Source organism: Streptomyces sp. NPDC087440 (genome assembly GCF_044744005.1).
In the GTDB taxonomy this organism is placed as follows: Bacteria; Actinomycetota; Actinomycetes; order Streptomycetales; family Streptomycetaceae; genus Streptomyces.
Window position 1 is genome coordinate 165,327 of record NZ_JBIUXN010000018.1, and the last position, 16,856, is coordinate 182,182.

Consider the following 16,856-nt stretch of genomic DNA (forward strand, 5'->3'; position numbering starts at 1 on the left):
CCTTTTACCTCCACGGCGCACACCGCCGCCGCCCCTCGCCGCGGGGGGGCGCCCCATCCCCGGCGCCCGCCAGGCCCCACAAATTGTGAACGGGGGGGGGGGGGGGCGCCCCCCCCCCCCCGCCCCTCCACGCGTGTGCCCCGCCCCTCCGGGCGTGTGCCACGGGCCTCCACCACACGGGACACAGGGTCACCCGCGAGTGCCGCAGGGGGGCCCGCATGCCGGTCGGCGGGACCCGGCACCCCGGACCCCGCCGACCGCCCCCGCGCTCACCCCCGCTGACGCGCCGTCCGCCGCACCGCCGCGGACCACCGGTCCAGGCGGCCGTTCCCCGACCACCTGCCCAGCAGCGCGTTCCACCGCGCGGACAGCGCCCACACCACCCGCACGGTCGAACGCGGCAGCAGCAGTGCCCGCAGCCGCCGGGTGCCGCTCGCCCGCTCCCGCAGCCCCGCCCGCACCCGGTGCACGTCGTCCACCAGACCGCCGCTCGCCCGGGGCACCGGCGCGTACAGCACCTGCTCCACCGCACCGGCCGCCCGGTGCACCGCCTCCGCGGACTCGCCCTCCAGCGACCCCAGCCGCACGATCCGGGCCGCCGTCCTGCGCGGTGTCTGCGACTCGTCCGGCGCGGTCCCGAAGTCCCACGCGGAGTCGATGATCTCCCGCCAGGCGGCCAGCGTCCGCGCCGCCGCGTCCGCCGGACGGCGCCCGCCCGACCGCAGCCGCACGGCCCGCACCCGGGTCCGCCACAGCAACGGCAGCGCCAGGACCAGCGCCACGGCCAGCACGCCCAGCGCGACCCCCACGATCGTGCCGGTCGGCACGCCGCCGTCGGTCGGCGGCGTCGCACCCGCCTGCGCGCCGCCGCAGTTGCCCAGCTTCCGCTCGGCCGCCGGGCAGCTGTCGGACGGCTTGGGCGCCGGGCTCTGCGAGGCACCGGCACCGGCCGACGGCTGCGTCGCGGGGTTGCTCGCGTTGTCGGAGGGGGTGTCCTCCAGCGTGTACTGCGGAGCCGTGCCCCGGGTGGGCGTCGGCTCGAACCGGGTCCAGCCGAGCCCCTCGAAGTACAGCTCCGGCCAGGCGTGCGCGTCCCGCAGCCCCACCGACCACTCGTCGTTGGACTTCAGCGTGCCGGGCGTGAACCCGACCGCGACCCGCGCCGGAATGCCCAGCGTCCTCGCCATCGCCGCCATCGAGAAGGAGAAGTGGATGCAGAAGCCCTCCTTCTGCTCCAGGAAACGCGCGATGGCCGCCGAACCGCTGCCCGACTGCACCTGGGTGTCGTACGTGAAGCCGCCCTCGGAGGCGAACCAGTTCTGCAGCGCGACCGCACGCTCGTAGTCGTTGGACCGTCCCGCGGTGACCTTGAGCGCGGTCTGCTTCACGATCGGCGGCAGCCCCTTGGGGACCTGCGTGTACTCCTTGCGCAGGGCGGCCGGGGCCTCGGGCGCGTTCGCCAGCTGCTCCTTGGTCGGCTGCACGGCCAGACTGCGGACCTTGTACGTGACCCCGCTCGTCGTCTGCCCCCGGTCGCCGACCAGGGTCCGGCCCTCCGGCTCGTACCGCCAGCGTCCGCCGATCTCGACCTTCGTCGCGGGGAACGGCAGCGGCAGCCAGTTCTGGGTGTACGACGGGGAGGCCGAGACATTGGTGTTGATGTCCGACGTGGGCACGTCGGACCCCAGTCCCTGGGGCCTGGGCAGCGTCTCCGGTACGTCCTTGATCTTGCGCTCCGACGACTTCCAGGACGTGCCGTCGAACTGGTCGAGGGCGACGATCCGCAGGTACATGTCCTGTGGCTGCTGCGCCGTCGTGCGGTAGCGCAGCACCTCCCGGTCGGACGGCTGGTTCAGGCTCTCCTGGAGGGAGACCAGCGGGTTCACCGCCGAGATGGTGCCGCCGCCCCCCACCCCGCCGCCGCCAGGACCCCGCCCGCCGAGCAGCCCGCCGTCGAGGGCGGGCAGCAGCGCCGGGATCACCAGGGCGATGCCGAGGGTGAGCACACCGATCCGGCGTCCGGTGCGGATCGGGGCCAGCGGCGCACCGCTGCCCGATTCGATGCCGCCCGCGCTCTTGCGCCGCTCGCTGGGACCCGCCCCGCCGAACACCCGGCCCCACTGCGCCAGGCGGTCCCGGCTCTCCGCCAGCAGGAGCAGCAGATAGCCCGTCGCGGCCAGCAGGAACCACAGCCAGCCCGCCCCGCCGCCGGTCAGCCCGGCGGCCACCGAGTACAGCGCGAGCAGCGGCAGACCCGCCGGGGCCGCGCTGCGGAAGGTCACCGCGAGGGCGTCCACCGCCAGCCCGATCAGCAGTACCCCGCCGACCAGCATCAGCCGGATGCCCTCGGAGGCCGGCGCCGGAATGGCGTACCGGTTGATGTCGGCGGTGCCGGAGGTCAGCAGCCGCCCGAACTCCCCGACCGCGTCCGGCCCCGGCAGCACGCCGATCCACGCCTTGTCGGCGACGAAGAACAGCGTCAGCAGCATCATCGACGCCACCAGCTGCACCGCCACCGTCAGCGCCCTGGCCAGCGGCACCCGCCGCGCCAGCGCGCCCACGCCCGCCTGCACGGCCACCAGGAGCGCCGCCATCGGGAACCAGTCCGCGTCCGTGACCAGCGGGATCAGCGCGGCAGCCGCCATCAGGGTGGCGACCAGCGCGCACAGCGTCATCCGCCCGCGCCCGCTCACCACAGCACTCCGTCCGCCCCGGGACAGTCCCCGTTCACGACCAGCCCCCCGAGATCCCCGACATCCCCGATGTTCCCGTCTTCATGCTCTTGCTCTCCGCCACACCCGTGCGCTGCGCGTCGGCCTGCTGCCACAGCGTCTCCAGCGGCGTCCCCGGCGGTGCGGCGACCGCCGTCCACCCCGCGTCGCGCAGCAGCCGCAACCGTTCCTCGGCCGCTTCCCGCAGCTCCACCGCCCGCTCCGGCTCGGCGGTCCACACCGCGGAGTCCGTCACGAAGGCGACCGCGCCGCCGGTGCGCTGACGCATCTGCGCGGCGATCGCCGCCTGTTCGTCGTCCAGATCGCCGAAGAAGGCGATCAGCAGCCCGTCGTTGCCGCCGCGCAGCACTTCGTACGAGGGGGACAGGCCGCCGCCCTCGGAGTGGCCCACGACGGCGAGGGTGTCCATCATCAGCCCGGCCGAGTCCGCCGACTCCTGCGTGGAACCGGCGAACCCGCCCGACCCCTCGCCGGGCACGGAATTGCCGGTGTCGGTCAACAGCCGTACCGAAAAGCCCCGTTCGAGCATGTGCACCAGGACCGATGCCGCTCCCGAGACCGCCCACTCGAAGGCCGAGTCGGGCCCCGCCCCGGCGTACGCGCCGCGCCGGGTGTCGAGCAGCACCGTGCAGCGGGCCCGCTGCGGCTGCTCCTCGCGGCGCACCATCAGCTCGCCGTAGCGCGCGGTGGAGCGCCAGTGCACCCGGCGCAGGTCGTCGCCGTGCCGGTAGCCGCGCGGAATGATGTCGTCCTCGCCGGCCAGCGCCAGCGAGCGCAGCCGCCCGTCGCCGTACCCGTTCGCCTCGCCCGTGAGCCGTACCGGAGGCAGCGCCTCCACGCGCGGGATCACCGTCAACGTGTCGTACGCGCTGAACGAGCGGCTCAGCTCGCACATCCCGAACGGGTCGGTCAGCCGCAGCTGGAGCGGCCCCAGCGGATACCGCCCGCGCAGGTCGGAGCGCACCCGGTAGGACACCTCGCGCCGCCCGCCCGCCTCCACCTTGTCCAGGACGAAGCGGGGCCGGGGCCCCAGTACGTACGGCACCCGGTCCTGGAGCATGAGCAGCCCGGTCGGCAGCCGCGAGACGTTCTCCATCCGCAGGTGCACCCGGGCCTCGGACCCGGCCGGCACCCGCCCCGGGGTCAGCCGGCGGCTGCCCGCGACCCGGTAGCGGGTGCGGTAGAGCACGATCACGCACATCAGCGGCAGCACGGCCAGCAGCACGCCCACCCGCAGCAGGTCGCCCTGCCCGAGCACGAACGCGCAGACCGCCGCGGCCACCCCGGCCGCCAGAAACGACCGGCCGCGCGTGGTCAGCCCGGACAGTGCCGCCCTGACCCCGCCCTTCTCCCCGGGCTCGGCCTCGGGGGCGGCGCCGGACATCACAGCGGCCGGACGCCGGGCGCGCCGTACGGCGGCGCGGGGGTGCCGGAACCGGTCGGCACGGGGATGCGCTGGAGGATGTCCAGCACGACCTGTTCGGAGGTGCGCCGGTTCAGCTGGGCCTGCGCGGTCGGCAGCAGCCGGTGCGCGAGCACCGCCACGGCCAGTGCCTGTACGTCGTCGGGCAGCGCGTAGTCCCGGCCGCTGAGCGCGGCGGAGGCCTTGGCGGCCCGCAGCAGGTGCAGGGTGGCGCGGGGGGAGGCGCCCAGACGCAGGTCCGGGTGGGTGCGGGTGGCGCCGACCAGGTCGACCGCGTAGCGCCGTACCGCTTCCGCCACGTGCACCGTGCGCACCGCGTCGATCAGCTTGACCACGTCGTGCGCGTGCGCCACCGGCTGGAGGTCGTCCAGCGGGGACACCCCGCCGTGCACGTCCAGCATCTGCAGCTCCGCCTCGGGGGAGGGGTAGCCGATGGAGACGCGGGCCATGAAGCGGTCGCGCTGGGCCTCGGGGAGGGGGTAGGTGCCCTCCATCTCGACCGGGTTCTGCGTGGCCACCACCATGAACGGATTGGGCAGCTCGTACGTCTGCCCGTCGATGGTGACCTGGCGCTCCTCCATGGACTCCAGGAGCGCGGACTGGGTCTTGGGCGACGCGCGGTTGATCTCGTCGCCGATCACTATCTGCGCGAAGATCGCGCCCGGCTTGAACTCGAAGTCGCGCCGCTGCTGGTCGTAGATCGACACACCGGTGATGTCGGACGGCAGCAGGTCCGGCGTGAACTGGATGCGGCGCACCGAGCAGTCGATGGATCTGGCCAGTGCCTTGGCGAGCATCGTCTTGCCGACGCCCGGCACATCCTCGATGAGCAGGTGCCCCTCGGCGAGGAGCACCGTCAGCGAGAGTCGTACGACCTCCGGCTTGCCCTCGATCACAGCCTCCACCGACCTGCGCACCCGCTCCGCTGTGGTGGTCAGATCTGTGAGGCTCGCTCGATCGTCATAGGTCGTCACCCGGCCCTCCTCGGCCCATACGGGCCGGCGTCACGACGACGCGAACGGCCCACCCCGAAACACGGACACCGCGGTCCGACCAGAACGGGTCCGACCGGGTGTCTCGTACGCATTCTTGTTGCCGTTACCGCTTCGTGTCACTCGCCTGTGGACAACTGAGTGCGAAATGCCGGAGTCGGGGCTTTTTTGCACACCCTCAGGCGGGGTCGATCTCCCGCAGCAGGCCCGTGGTCACGTCGAAGACAAAACCGCGCACGTCGCCGGTGTGCAGCAGGAACGGCGAGGTCCGCACGCGCTGCATCGACTGGCGCACGTCCTGGTCCACGTCGCGGAAGGCCTCGACGGCCCAGGACGGGCGCTGGCCGACCTCGTCCTCGATCTCGTGCCGGAAGTCCTCGGTGAGGGACTCCAGGCCGCAGTTCGTGTGGTGGATGAGTATGACGCTCTGGGTGCCCAGCGCCCGCTGGCTGATGGTCAGCGAGCGGATCACGTCGTCGGTGACCACGCCGCCCGCGTTGCGGATGGTGTGACAGTCGCCGAGCGCGAGGCCCAGCGCGTCGTGCAGGTCGAGCCGGGCGTCCATGCAGGCCACCACGGCGACCTTCAGGACCGGACGGGCGTCCATCCCCGGATCGCTGAAACCGGAGGCGTACTCCTGGTTGGCCTTGACGAGACGGTCGATGACCGTCGGATCGGTGCCGGGGCCCTCGGAAGCCGCAGAACCCTCGGGGAAAGATGCGGAAGTCGACATGACTATGACGGTAATGGTCAGCAGGGGTCCGGACCTGCCGGGGGAAGGGAAAAAGGAGGTCAACCCGCCCTGTTGTGAGCTAACCCACAAGGCCCCGGACAAGCCCCCCACCCTTCCCTCGTACGAGTGAAACAGCGGCCCGAGGGGCTGTCGCGGGCACGCCGCGCGGTCCGTCGCCCGTTGATTGACCGCGAGGGCCGGTGGACTAAAGTGACGCGTTGTACGAAATCCAGTGAGTTCCCCGCGCGCGGCAGTACGTACGGCCCGGCCTCCGCCCGCTCGTCGGCCGGTCGCCCGTCACCGGGCCCGGCTCCCCTTCCCGGGCGGGTGGGGACCGGGCCGTACGTACAACCTGCAAGCCGCGCGCTTTTGTCTGAGAGGGCGCATGAGCCAGACCCGACACGTCCCGGTGATGCTCCAGCGGTGCCTGGACATGTTGGCCCCGGCCATCTCCGAGCCCGGCGCGGTCGTCGTCGACTGCACGCTCGGGCTCGGCGGCCACAGCGAAGCCCTCCTCACCCAGTTCCCCGAGGTGCGCCTGATCGGCCTCGACCGGGACAAGGAGGCCCTGCGCCTCTCCGGCGAGCGCCTGGCCCCCTTCGGCGAGCGCGCCACCCTGGTGCACGCGGTCTACGACGAGCTGCCCGAGGTCCTGCGCACGCTCGGCATCCCGCGCGTCCAGGGCGTCCTGTTCGACCTGGGCGTCTCCTCCATGCAGCTCGACGAGGCCGACCGGGGCTTCGCGTACGCCCAGGACGCACCGCTGGACATGCGGATGGACCAGTCGACCGGAGTCAGCGCCGCCGAGGTCCTCAACACCTACGCGCCCGGCGAGCTGGTCCGCATCCTGCGCCAGTACGGCGAGGAGAAGCAGGCCAAGCGGATCGTCTCCGCGATCGTGCGCGAGCGCGACAAGGAGCCCTTCAGCAACAGCGCCCGCCTGGTCGAGCTGATCCGCGACGCCCTCCCGCAGGCCGCCAAGCGCACCGGCGGCAACCCCGCCAAGCGCACTTTCCAGGCCCTGCGCATCGAGGTCAACGGCGAGCTGGACAGCGTGGAGGCCGCCATTCCGGCAGCCGTCGACGCCATCTCGGTCGGCGGCCGCGTCGTCGTCATGTCGTACCAGTCGCTGGAGGACCGCATCGTCAAGCAGGTCTTCGCGGCGGGCGCCGCAAACACCGCCCCGCCCGGCCTGCCCGTGGTCCCCGAGCGCTACCAGCCGCGCCTGAAGCTGCTCACCCGCGGCGCGGAGCTGCCCACCGAGGAAGAGGTCGCCGAGAACCGCAGGGCGGCCCCCGCCCGGCTGCGCGGCGCCCAGCGCATCCGGGAGGAAGAAGCCAGTTGAGCAAACCGGCCAAGCAGGTACGGGGGAGAGCGGCGAGGCTCTCCGAACTGATGCCGTCGGGCCCCGCCCAGGCGGCCCGCACTCCCTTCGTGCTGCTGGTCGTGGTGCTGCTCGGCGGCGGCCTGATCTGCCTGCTCATGCTGAACTCGGCGCTCAACGAGGGCTCGTTCAAGCTGAACGACCTCAAGAAGCAGACCACCGAGCTCACCGACGAGGAGCAGGCCCTCCAGCGCGACGTCGACGACCGCTCAGCCCCCGGCGCCCTGGAGCGCCGGGCCCGCGAGCTGGGCATGGTCCCCGGCGGCTCCCCGGCCTTCCTGGACCCCGACGGCACGGTCCGCGGCACCCCGAGCCAGGCCCCGCCCCCGGAGCCCGCCCCGGAACCGGTGCGTCCGCAGCACGCCCCGGCCCTCCCGCCGGGCACCGCGGGCCAGGCGCCACCGGTGACACAGGCCCCACCGGTGACACAGGCCCCACCGGCCAACCAGGTCCCACCGGCCAACCAGGTCCCACCGGCCACCCCAGCCCCACCCGCGACCCAGGCCCCGCCCGCCTCCGGGCAGACGCAGCAGCCCCCGACGACCCCCGGCAGGTGACGCAGTGCCCCCGAAGGCTGTGCCCCCGAACGACGGACGGTCCGGCGACGGATCCCGCGGAGGCGGCCCGCGCCGCCGGGTCCCGGCCCCCGGCCGGCCGCCCGCCCGCAGGCCCGCCCCGGCCCGGCGGCCCGCCGCGAAGGCCAAGACGCTCCGGCTCGGCAGCCCCAAGCCGAGGCTCCGCCTGGTCAGCCTCGGTCTGACACTGGTGATGCTGGCCTTCGTCGTACGCCTGTTCCAGGTGCAGGCCGTCGACGCGGCGACGTACACCGACAAGGCGGAACGCCAGCGTCAGGCGCGGCACACCCTCACCGCCGAGCGCGGCGAGATCACCGACCGCAGCGGCATCGCGCTCGCCGCCAGCGTCGACGCGCACGACATCACCGCCGACCCCTACCTCTTCACCCCCGAGCAGGCCAAGGTCGCCGACGCGCCGCAGCAGGCCGCCGCGATCCTCGCCCCGATCCTCGGCAGGACCCCCGCCGACCTGGCGAAGAAGCTCGCCACGCCCAAGTCGCGGTACGTCGTCCTGGCCCGCCGTCAGACCCCGCAGGTCTGGAAGCAGATCAAGGACCTCAGGAGCGTGTACGGGGACAAGGCGTCCGCCGCCAACCGGCGCAAGGCGGGCTCCGCCGCCAACCTCCTCGGCGGCATCCTCCAGGAGCCCAGCAGTAAACGCGTCTACCCCAACGGCGACCTCGCCGCCGGAATACTGGGCTTCGTCAACGCCGAGGGCAAGGGCGCGGGCGGCCTGGAGTCCCAGCTCGACAAGGAGCTCGCGGGCAAGGACGGCGAGGTCACCTTCGCCCAGGCGAACGGCCGCCGGGTGCCCACCGCGGGCGCCAACGAGACCCCCGCGGTGCCGGGCTCCGACATAGAGCTCACCATCGACCGCGACATCCAGTGGGCCGCCCAGAACGCCATCGAGGAGCAGGTCAAGAAGTCCAAGGCGGACCGCGGCTACGTCATCGTCCAGGACACCCGCACCGGCGAGGTCCTCGCCATGGCCAACGCCCCCGGCTTCGACCCCAACGACCTCTCCCAGGCGAACGCCGCCGCGATGGGCAACGCGGCCCTCCAGGACGCCTACGAACCCGGCTCCACCTCCAAGATCATGTCCATGGCGGCCGTACTGGAGGAGAAGGCGGCCCACCCGGGCACCCACGTCGTCGTCCCCAACCGCCTCAAGCGCGGCGACCGCCTCTTCAAGGACGACATCGACCACCCCACCTGGTACCTCACCCTCAACGGGGTGCTCGCCAAGTCCTCCAACATCGGCACCATCCTGGCCACCGGTGAACTCGGCGACACCCAGCCCGAGGCCAACAAGGTGCTGCACTCCTACCTCACCAAGTTCGGCATCGGCCAGCGCAGCGGCCTCGGCTTCCCCGGCGAGACCCCGGGCATCCTGGCCCCACCGCAGAAGTGGTCCACCTCGCAGCAGTACACGATCCCCTTCGGCCAGGGCCTGTCCGTCAACGCCCTCCAGGCGGCCTCCGTGTACTCCACCATCGCCAACGGCGGCGTGCGGATCGAGCCCACGCTCGTCCGCGGCACCAAGGGCCCGGACGGGCGGTTCACCCCCGCTCCCGCCCCGAAGAAGACCCGCGTCGTCAGCGACCAGACCGCCACGACCCTGGCCAAGATGCTGGAGTCGGTCGTCGACGACGAGGAGGGCACCGGCACCAAGGCCCGCATCCCCGGCTACCGGGTCGGCGGCAAGACCGGCACGTCCAACCGGGTGGACCCCAAGACCGGCCGCTACAAGGGCTACACGGCCTCCTTCGCCGGGTTCGCGCCCGCCGACCAGCCCCGGATCACCGTCTACTGCGCCATCCAGAACCCCACCACCGGCAGCTACTTCGGCGGCCAGATCTGCGGCCCCATCTACAAGCAGGTCATGGAGTTCGCCCTGAAGACCCGCCAGGTCGCCCCGACCGGCGGCAAGCCCGCCCGGCTCCCGGTCACCTTCGAGCCGGGCCAGTGACGCGGAATTCCGGGCACCGAAGTGGAACAACGAATTCCGGGCGTCGAAACGGAATCCCGAGTACCGAAGCGGAAACCCTCAGTGACAACGCTCACCAACGACCACCGAAAACGGGTTGCGGAGCCCCCCTGCTTTCGCCCGCAGCCCGGTCCGGCGGGTACGCTCACCGCCGTGCCACACGCTGATCAGTCCCAAACCACCCAGAAGGACGCTCCGGTGAACTACCCCGGAGCGCCCAGGCCGGACCGGGTCCGCCCGACGACCCTCGGGGAGCTGGCCGAACGGCTGGGCATCGAGTCCCCAGGACCTGGAGAGACCACAGGAATCACGCACGACTCGCGCGCGGTCCGCCCCGGCGACGTCTACGCCGCCCTCCCCGGCGCCCGCCTGCACGGCGCGGACTTCGTCGCCCAGGCCGCCGAACTCGGCGCCGCCGCGGTCCTCACCGACCCGACGGGTGCCGAGCGCGCCGCCGCGACCGGCCTGCCCGTCCTCGCCGTGGAGAACCCGCGCGCCCACATGGGCCAGCTCGCCGCCGACATCTACGGAAACCCCGGCCGCGACCTGCTCCAGATCGGCATCACCGGAACCTCCGGCAAGACCACCACCGCCTACCTGGTGGAGGGCGGCCTGAAGGCAGCCGGAGACCTCCCCGGTCTGATCGGTACGGTCGAGATGCGCATCGGCGACGAACGCATCAAGTCCGAGCGGACCACCCCCGAGGCCACCGACCTCCAGGCCCTGTTCGCCGTGATGCGCGAACGCGGCGTGAAGTCGGTCGCCATGGAGGTCTCCAGCCACGCCCTGGTGCTCGGCCGGGTCGACGCCTGCGTCTTCGACGTGGCCGTCTTCAACAACCTGAGCCCGGAGCACATGGAGTTCCACTCCGACATGGAGGACTACTTCCAGGCGAAGGCACAGCTCTTCACCCCCGAGCGGTCCAGGCTGGGCGTCCTCAACTTCGACGACGAGTACGGCCGCCGCCTGGTGACCGAGGCCTCCGTCCCGGTGATCACGTTCTCCGCCGAGGGCCACCCGGACGCCGACTGGCGCGCCGAGAAGGTCGACGTCGGGCCGCAGTCCAGCACCTTCATGGTGGTCGGCCCGCGCGGCGAGCACATCCACGCCACCGCGCCGCTGCCGGGCCCGTTCAACGTCGCCAACACGCTCGCTGCGATCGCCACCCTGGCCGCCGCCGGGTACGACCCGCAGACCGCCGCCGACGGCATCGCCGCCGTCCCCGGCGTCCCGGGCCGCCTGGAGCGCGTCGACGCCGGGCAGGACTTCCTCGCCGTCGTCGACTACGCCCACAAGACGGACGCCGTCGAATCGGTGCTGCGCGCCCTGCGCAAGGTCACCGAGGGGCAGCTGCACATCGTGCTCGGCTGCGGCGGCGACCGCGACACCCAGAAGCGCGCACCGATGGGTGCGGCGGCCGCACGGCTCGCCGACACCGCCGTGCTCACCAGTGACAACCCCCGCTCCGAGGACCCCCTCGCGATCCTGGCGACCATGCTCGCCGGAGCCGCCGAGGTGCCCGCCCACGAGCGCGGCGACGTCGCCGTCTTCGAGGACCGGGCCGCCGCCATCGCCGAGGCCGTCGCCCGCGCCCACAGCGGCGACACCGTCCTCGTCGCGGGCAAGGGCCACGAGCAGGGCCAGGACATCAACGGCGTGGTCCGTCCCTTCGACGACCGCACCGTGCTCCGCGCAGCCGTCGAGCGCCGCCTGAAAGACAAGAGGGGCTGACCGGAAATGATCCCCCTTACCCTCGCCGAGATCGCCTCTCTCGTGGGCGGACAGACCCACGACATACCGGACACGGAGCTGAAGGTCACCGGGCCCGTCGTCATCGACTCCCGCCAGGTCCGCGCGGGCAGCCTGTTCGCCGCGTACGCGGGCGAGCGCGTCGACGGCCACGACTTCGCGGCGCGCGCGATCGAGGCGGGCGCGGCAGCCGTGCTGGCCACCCGCCCCGTCGGCGTGCCCGCCATCGTCGTACCCGACGTGACGGAGGCGCTCGGCGCGCTCGCCCGCAGCGTCGTCGCCCGCCTGGGCGCCGACGTGGTCGCGCTCACCGGGTCCGCGGGCAAGACGTCCACCAAGGACCTCATCGCCCAGCTCCTGGAGCGCAAGGCGCCGACCGTCTACCCGGCGGGCAACCTCAACAACGAGATCGGGCTGCCGCTCACCGCACTGCGCGCGGCTGAAAACACCCGTCACCTCGTGCTGGAGATGGGCGCCCGCTACATCGGCGACATCCGCTACCTGACCGGCCTCGTCCCGCCGCGCATCGGCCTCGTCCTGAACGTCGGGACCGCGCACGTCGGCGAGTTCGGCAGCCGCGAGAACATCGCCCTGGCCAAGGGCGAGATGGTCGAGTCCCTCCCCGCCGACGGCGTCGCCGTGCTCAACGCCGACGACAACCTCGTACGGGAGATGGCCTCGCGCACGAAGGCGCGCGTCCTGTACTTCGGCGAGTCCGAGACCGCCGACGTCCGCGCCGCCGACGTCCGCCTCACCGAGGACGGCCGCCCCGCCTTCACGCTCCACACACCCTCCGGGTGCAGTGACGTGACCATGCGGCTGTACGGTGAGCACCACGTGTCGAACGCGCTCGCCGCGGCCGCCGTCGCCCATGAGCTGGGTCTGTCCGTCGACGAGATCGCCGTGGCGCTCTCCGAGGCGGGTACCCTCTCCCGCTGGCGCATGGAGGTCACCGAGCGGCCCGACGGCGTGACGGTTGTCAACGACGCCTACAACGCGAACCCCGAATCCATGCGAGCCGCCCTGCGTGCGCTCGCAGCCATGGGCAAGGGACGCAGGACGTGGGCGGTGCTCGGGCACATGGCCGAGCTCGGGGACGAGTCGCTCGTCGAGCACGACGCGGTCGGACGGCTCGCCGTCCGGCTCAACGTCAGCAAGCTGGTGGCAGTCGGGGGCCGGGAAGCGTCCTGGCTGCAACTGGGCGCCTATAACGAGGGTTCGTGGGGTGAGGAGTCGGTGCACGTGTCCGACACGCAGGCGGCGATCGACCTGTTGCGCGGGGAACTGCGCCCGGGAGACGTCGTGCTGGTGAAGGCATCCAGGTCGGTCGGCCTCGAAGCGGTCGCCCAGGCACTGCTCGAACCCGCCACCGAGGGTGAGGTCGCCGGCGCATGAGCCAGATCCTCTTCGCAGGGGCCATCGGCCTCTTCCTGACGCTCATCGGCACCCCGCTGCTGATCAAGCTGCTGGCCCGCAAGGGCTACGGCCAGTTCATCCGCGACGACGGCCCCCGCGGCCACCACGGCAAGCGCGGCACGCCGACCATGGGCGGCATCGCCTTCATCCTGGCCACGCTCATCGCGTACGCCCTGACGAAGGTGCTCACCTCCAGCTCGCCCACCATCTCCGGCGTGCTGGTGCTGTTCCTGATGGCGGGCATGGGCCTGGTCGGCTTCCTCGACGACTACATCAAGATCGTCAAGCAGCGTTCGCTGGGTCTGCGGGCCAAGGCGAAGATGCTCGGCCAGCTGATCGTCGGCATCGCCTTCGCGGTGCTCGCGCTCAACTTCTCCGACAGCCGCGGCCAGACCCCGGCCTCCGACAAGCTGTCGTTCGTCACCGACTTCGGCTGGTCCATCACCCCGGTGCTGTTCGTGGTGTGGGCGCTGTTCATGATCCTCGCGATGTCGAACGGCGTGAACCTCACCGACGGCCTCGACGGACTCGCCACCGGCGCCTCCGTGATGGTCTTCGGCGCGTACACCTTCATCGGTCTGTGGCAGTTCCAGGAGTCCTGCGCCAACGCGCAGGGCCTGACCAACCCCAACGCCTGCTTCGAGGTCCGCGACCCCCTCGACCTCGCGGTCGTGGCCTCCGCGCTGATGGGTTCCTGCTTCGGCTTCCTGTGGTGGAACACCTCGCCCGCCAAGATCTTCATGGGCGACACCGGCTCGCTGGCCCTCGGCGGCGCGCTCGCGGGTCTGGCGATCTGCTCGCGCACCGAGCTGCTGCTCGCCATCCTCGGCGGCCTCTTCGTCCTGATCACCATGTCGGTGGTCATCCAGGTCGGCTCGTTCAAGATGACCGGCAAGCGCGTCTTTAGGATGGCACCGCTCCAGCACCACTTCGAACTCAAGGGCTGGTCGGAAGTCCTCGTCGTGGTCCGCTTCTGGATCATCCAGGGCATGTGCGTGATCGTCGGTCTCGGTCTCTTCTACGCAGGATGGGCAGCCGGTAAGTGACCAGCTGGAACGGCTACATCTTCAAGGATCTCAGCGTCACCGTCGCCGGTCTCGGCGTGAGCGGCATCAGCGCCGCCCGCGCCCTGGCCGGCCTCGGCGCCCGCATCACCGTCGTGGACGGCGGCGACAGCGCCACGCACCAGGCCCGCGCAGCGGAGCTGAAGAGCGAAGGCATCGCCGTACGACTGGGCGACGCGGACACCCTCCCCGAGGGCACCGACCTGGTCGTCACCTCGCCCGGCTGGAAGCCTTCCAGCCCCCTGTTCGAGGCGGCGGCGAAGGCGGGCGTGGACGTCGTCGGCGACGTCGAGATCGCCTGGCAGCTGCGCGGTCCCGATGCCGCACCCTGGCTCGCCATCACCGGCACCAACGGCAAGACCACCACCACCCAGATGCTCGCGTCGATCCTCACCGCCGCAGGGCTGCGCACCGCCGCCGTCGGCAACATCGGCACCCCGATCATCGACGTGGTGCTCCAGGGCGCCGCGTACGACGTCCTGGCCGTCGAGCTCTCCTCGTACCAGCTGCACTGGGCCCCGTCCCTGCGCGCCCACTCCGCCGCCGTCCTCAACCTGGCGCCGGACCACCTCGACTGGCACGGCTCCATGGACGCCTACGCCGCCGACAAGGGCCGCATCTACGAGGGCAACACCGTCGCCTGCGTCTACAACGTCGCCGACACCGCCACCGAGGACCTGGTCCGCGAGGCCGACGTCGAGGAGGGCTGCCGCGCCATCGGCTTCACCCTCGGCACCCCCGGCCCCTCCCAGCTCGGCATCGTCGACGGCATCCTCGTCGACCGCGCCTTCGTGACCAACCGGCAGAAGAACGCCCAGGAGCTCGCCGAGGTCTCCGACGTGACCCCCGCCGCCCCGCACAACCTCGCCAACGCCCTCGCGGCCGCCGCGCTGGCCCGTGCGTACGGCGTGGAGCCCGCGGCGGTCCGGGACGGCCTGCGCGCCTTCCGGCCCGACGCGCACCGCATCGAGCACGTCGCGGACGTCGACGCGGTGACGTACATCGACGACTCCAAGGCCACCAACACGCACGCCGCCGAAGCCTCCCTCGCGGCGTACGAGTCCATCGTGTGGATCGCGGGCGGGCTCGCCAAGGGCGCCACCTTCGACGACCTGGTGAAGAAGTCCGCGAAGCACCTGCGTGGCGTCGTGCTGATCGGCGCCGACCGTGCTCTCATCCGCGAAGCCCTCGCGCGACACGCGCCCGAGGTGCCGGTGGTCGACCTCGACCGGACCGACACTGGGGCCATGGAGGCGGCGGTCCGGGAGGCGGCGGCACTCGCCACGGCGGGGGACACGGTGCTCATGGCCCCGGCCTGCGCCTCGATGGACATGTTCGCCAACTACAACAAGCGCGGCGAGGCCTTCGCCGACGCCGTACGCGAACTGGCCGATACCCGGGCCTAGCCCGCCCGCAGGCACCGCCCCCGGCTTCATCGGCGCACGAGTTGTTGGAGGGGACCACCGAGATGCCGGCCACGGCCAGAAGAAACCCCAGAGGAACCCAGGGCGCCCGTCCCGCCGCCCCGCGCGGCGGGACGGGCCTGGCCCGCCCGCGCGGCCCCGGTGGCCCCCGCAAGCTCTACGAGCAGCTCCGCAAGGCCTGGGACCGCCCGCTGACGGCCTACTACGTGATCCTCGGCAGCGCGCTGCTCATCATCGGCCTCGGCCTGGTGATGGTCTACTCCGCGTCGATGATCAAGGCCCTCCAGCTCGACCTGGTCAGCTCGTACTTCTTCCGCAAGCAGTTCCTCGCCGCCTCCATGGGCGCCGTGCTGCTGTTCGCCGCCTCCCGGATGCCCGTCAAGCTGCACCGGGCACTTTCCTACCCGCTCCTCGCCGGTACGGTCTTCCTGATGGCCCTGGTCCAGGTCCCCGGGATAGGGCACGCGGTCAACGGCAACCAGAACTGGATCTCCATCGGCGGCCCCTTCCAGCTCCAGCCCAGCGAGTTCGGCAAGCTGGCACTGATCCTGTGGGGCGCGGACCTGCTCGCCCGCAAGCAGGACAAGCACCTGCTGGCCCAGTGGAAGCACATGCTGGTGCCGCTGGTCCCGGTCGCCTTCATGCTGCTCGGGCTGATCATGCTCGGCGGCGACATGGGCACCGCGATCATCCTCACCGCGATCCTCTTCGGTCTGCTCTGGCTGGCCGGGGCGCCGACCCGGCTGTTCGCGGGCGTGCTGGCCTTCGCCGGGTTCCTGGGCTTCGTCCTCGTCAAGACCAGCTCCAACCGGATGGCCCGGCTCGACTGCGTCCTGAGCACCGAGATGGGCCCCGAGGGGCAGTGCCAGCAGGCCGTTCACGGAATCTACGCACTCGCGTCCGGCGGCTGGTTCGGATCGGGACTCGGTGCGAGTGTGGAAAAATGGGGTCAACTCCCCGAACCCCACAACGACTTCATCTTCGCCATCACAGGTGAGGAACTGGGTTTGGCGGGCACGCTGTCGGTACTCGCCCTGTTCGCGGCCCTAGGCTATGCGGGTATCCGCGTGGCCGGACGCACGGAGGACCCCTTCGTGAGGTACGCCGCGGGAGGCGTGACGACCTGGATCATGGCGCAGGCCACGATCAACATCGGTGCGGTGCTCGGCCTGTTGCCGATCGCCGGTGTCCCGCTCCCGCTGTTCTCGTACGGGGGCTCGGCGCTGCTGCCGACCATGTTCGCCGTAGGGTTGCTGATCGCCTTCGCGCGTGACGACCCGGCGGCGCGGGCCGCTCTGGCCATGAGGCGGCCCGGGACGAGATGGAAAACGATGAGACGGCGCGTCACCAAGCGTCCGTCCGGAGAGCGGTGAATTT

General features: G+C 71.9%; 12 protein-coding genes. 8 read left to right on the forward strand and 4 right to left on the reverse strand.

Features of this window, described 5'->3' with window-relative positions; genetic code table 11:
* Positions 1 to 269: 269 nt before the first annotated feature.
* From ACIO3O_RS30555 to ACIO3O_RS30570, 4 genes are all read right to left on the reverse strand, one after another.
* Positions 270 to 2,693 (reverse strand): DUF3488 and DUF4129 domain-containing transglutaminase family protein, encoded by a 2,424-nt coding sequence (locus ACIO3O_RS30555; protein ID WP_401751474.1) that lies wholly within the window; start codon positions 2,691 to 2,693, stop codon positions 270 to 272.
* 34 nt (positions 2,694 to 2,727) lie between these two features.
* The gene (locus ACIO3O_RS30560; RefSeq protein WP_401751476.1) at positions 2,728 to 4,116 is read right to left on the reverse strand and encodes a DUF58 domain-containing protein; all 1,389 of its coding nucleotides are present in this window, start codon (positions 4,114 to 4,116) and stop codon (positions 2,728 to 2,730) included.
* A complete protein-coding gene (locus ACIO3O_RS30565) occupies positions 4,116 to 5,129 on the reverse strand; it encodes an AAA family ATPase (RefSeq protein ID WP_401751477.1) in 1,014 nt (337 codons plus the stop codon). Before ACIO3O_RS30565 ends, ACIO3O_RS30560 begins: the two co-directional genes overlap by 1 nt.
* Positions 5,130 to 5,325: 196 nt before the next feature.
* Positions 5,326 to 5,880 (reverse strand): beta-class carbonic anhydrase, encoded by a 555-nt coding sequence (locus tag ACIO3O_RS30570; RefSeq protein ID WP_401751479.1) that lies wholly within the window; start codon positions 5,878 to 5,880, stop codon positions 5,326 to 5,328.
* Between the two features lie 385 nt (positions 5,881 to 6,265).
* On the opposite strand from ACIO3O_RS30570, the gene rsmH reads away from it, so the two are divergent.
* The 8 genes from rsmH (at position 6,266) to ftsW (ending at position 16,852) form a co-directional block, all read left to right on the forward strand.
* Entirely contained in the window at positions 6,266 to 7,225 is a 960-nt protein-coding gene (gene rsmH / locus ACIO3O_RS30575) for a 16S rRNA (cytosine(1402)-N(4))-methyltransferase RsmH (RefSeq protein ID WP_401751480.1), read from the forward strand.
* A complete protein-coding gene (locus ACIO3O_RS30580; protein WP_401751482.1) occupies positions 7,222 to 7,821 on the forward strand; it encodes a septum formation initiator family protein in 600 nt (199 codons plus the stop codon). The genes rsmH and ACIO3O_RS30580 overlap by 4 nt, the downstream gene beginning before the upstream one ends.
* Positions 7,822 to 7,840: 19 nt before the next feature.
* Positions 7,841 to 9,808 carry a peptidoglycan D,D-transpeptidase FtsI family protein gene (locus ACIO3O_RS30585; RefSeq protein WP_401751547.1) on the forward strand — a complete coding sequence of 656 codons (1,968 nt, stop codon included), beginning with the start codon at positions 7,841 to 7,843 and terminating at the stop codon, positions 9,806 to 9,808.
* Positions 9,809 to 9,889: 81 nt separating this feature from the next.
* Positions 9,890 to 11,557: a UDP-N-acetylmuramoyl-L-alanyl-D-glutamate--2,6-diaminopimelate ligase gene (locus ACIO3O_RS30590; RefSeq protein WP_401751484.1), complete on the forward strand. Its 1,668-nt coding sequence runs from the start codon at positions 9,890 to 9,892 to the stop codon at positions 11,555 to 11,557.
* Between the two features lie 6 nt (positions 11,558 to 11,563).
* Positions 11,564 to 12,970 (forward strand): UDP-N-acetylmuramoyl-tripeptide--D-alanyl-D-alanine ligase, encoded by a 1,407-nt coding sequence (gene murF, locus ACIO3O_RS30595; protein ID WP_401751485.1) that lies wholly within the window; start codon positions 11,564 to 11,566, stop codon positions 12,968 to 12,970.
* Positions 12,967 to 14,037, forward strand: a complete 1,071-nt coding sequence (gene mraY, locus ACIO3O_RS30600; protein ID WP_189821717.1) for a phospho-N-acetylmuramoyl-pentapeptide-transferase — start codon at positions 12,967 to 12,969, stop codon at positions 14,035 to 14,037. The genes murF and mraY overlap by 4 nt, the downstream gene beginning before the upstream one ends.
* Positions 14,034 to 15,461 (forward strand): UDP-N-acetylmuramoyl-L-alanine--D-glutamate ligase, encoded by a 1,428-nt coding sequence (gene murD / locus ACIO3O_RS30605; RefSeq protein ID WP_401751487.1) that lies wholly within the window; start codon positions 14,034 to 14,036, stop codon positions 15,459 to 15,461. The genes mraY and murD overlap by 4 nt, the downstream gene beginning before the upstream one ends.
* Before the next feature lie 62 nt (positions 15,462 to 15,523).
* Entirely contained in the window at positions 15,524 to 16,852 is a 1,329-nt protein-coding gene (ftsW, locus tag ACIO3O_RS30610; RefSeq protein WP_401751489.1) for a putative lipid II flippase FtsW, read from the forward strand.
* The last annotated feature ends 4 nt before the right edge of the window (positions 16,853 to 16,856 follow it).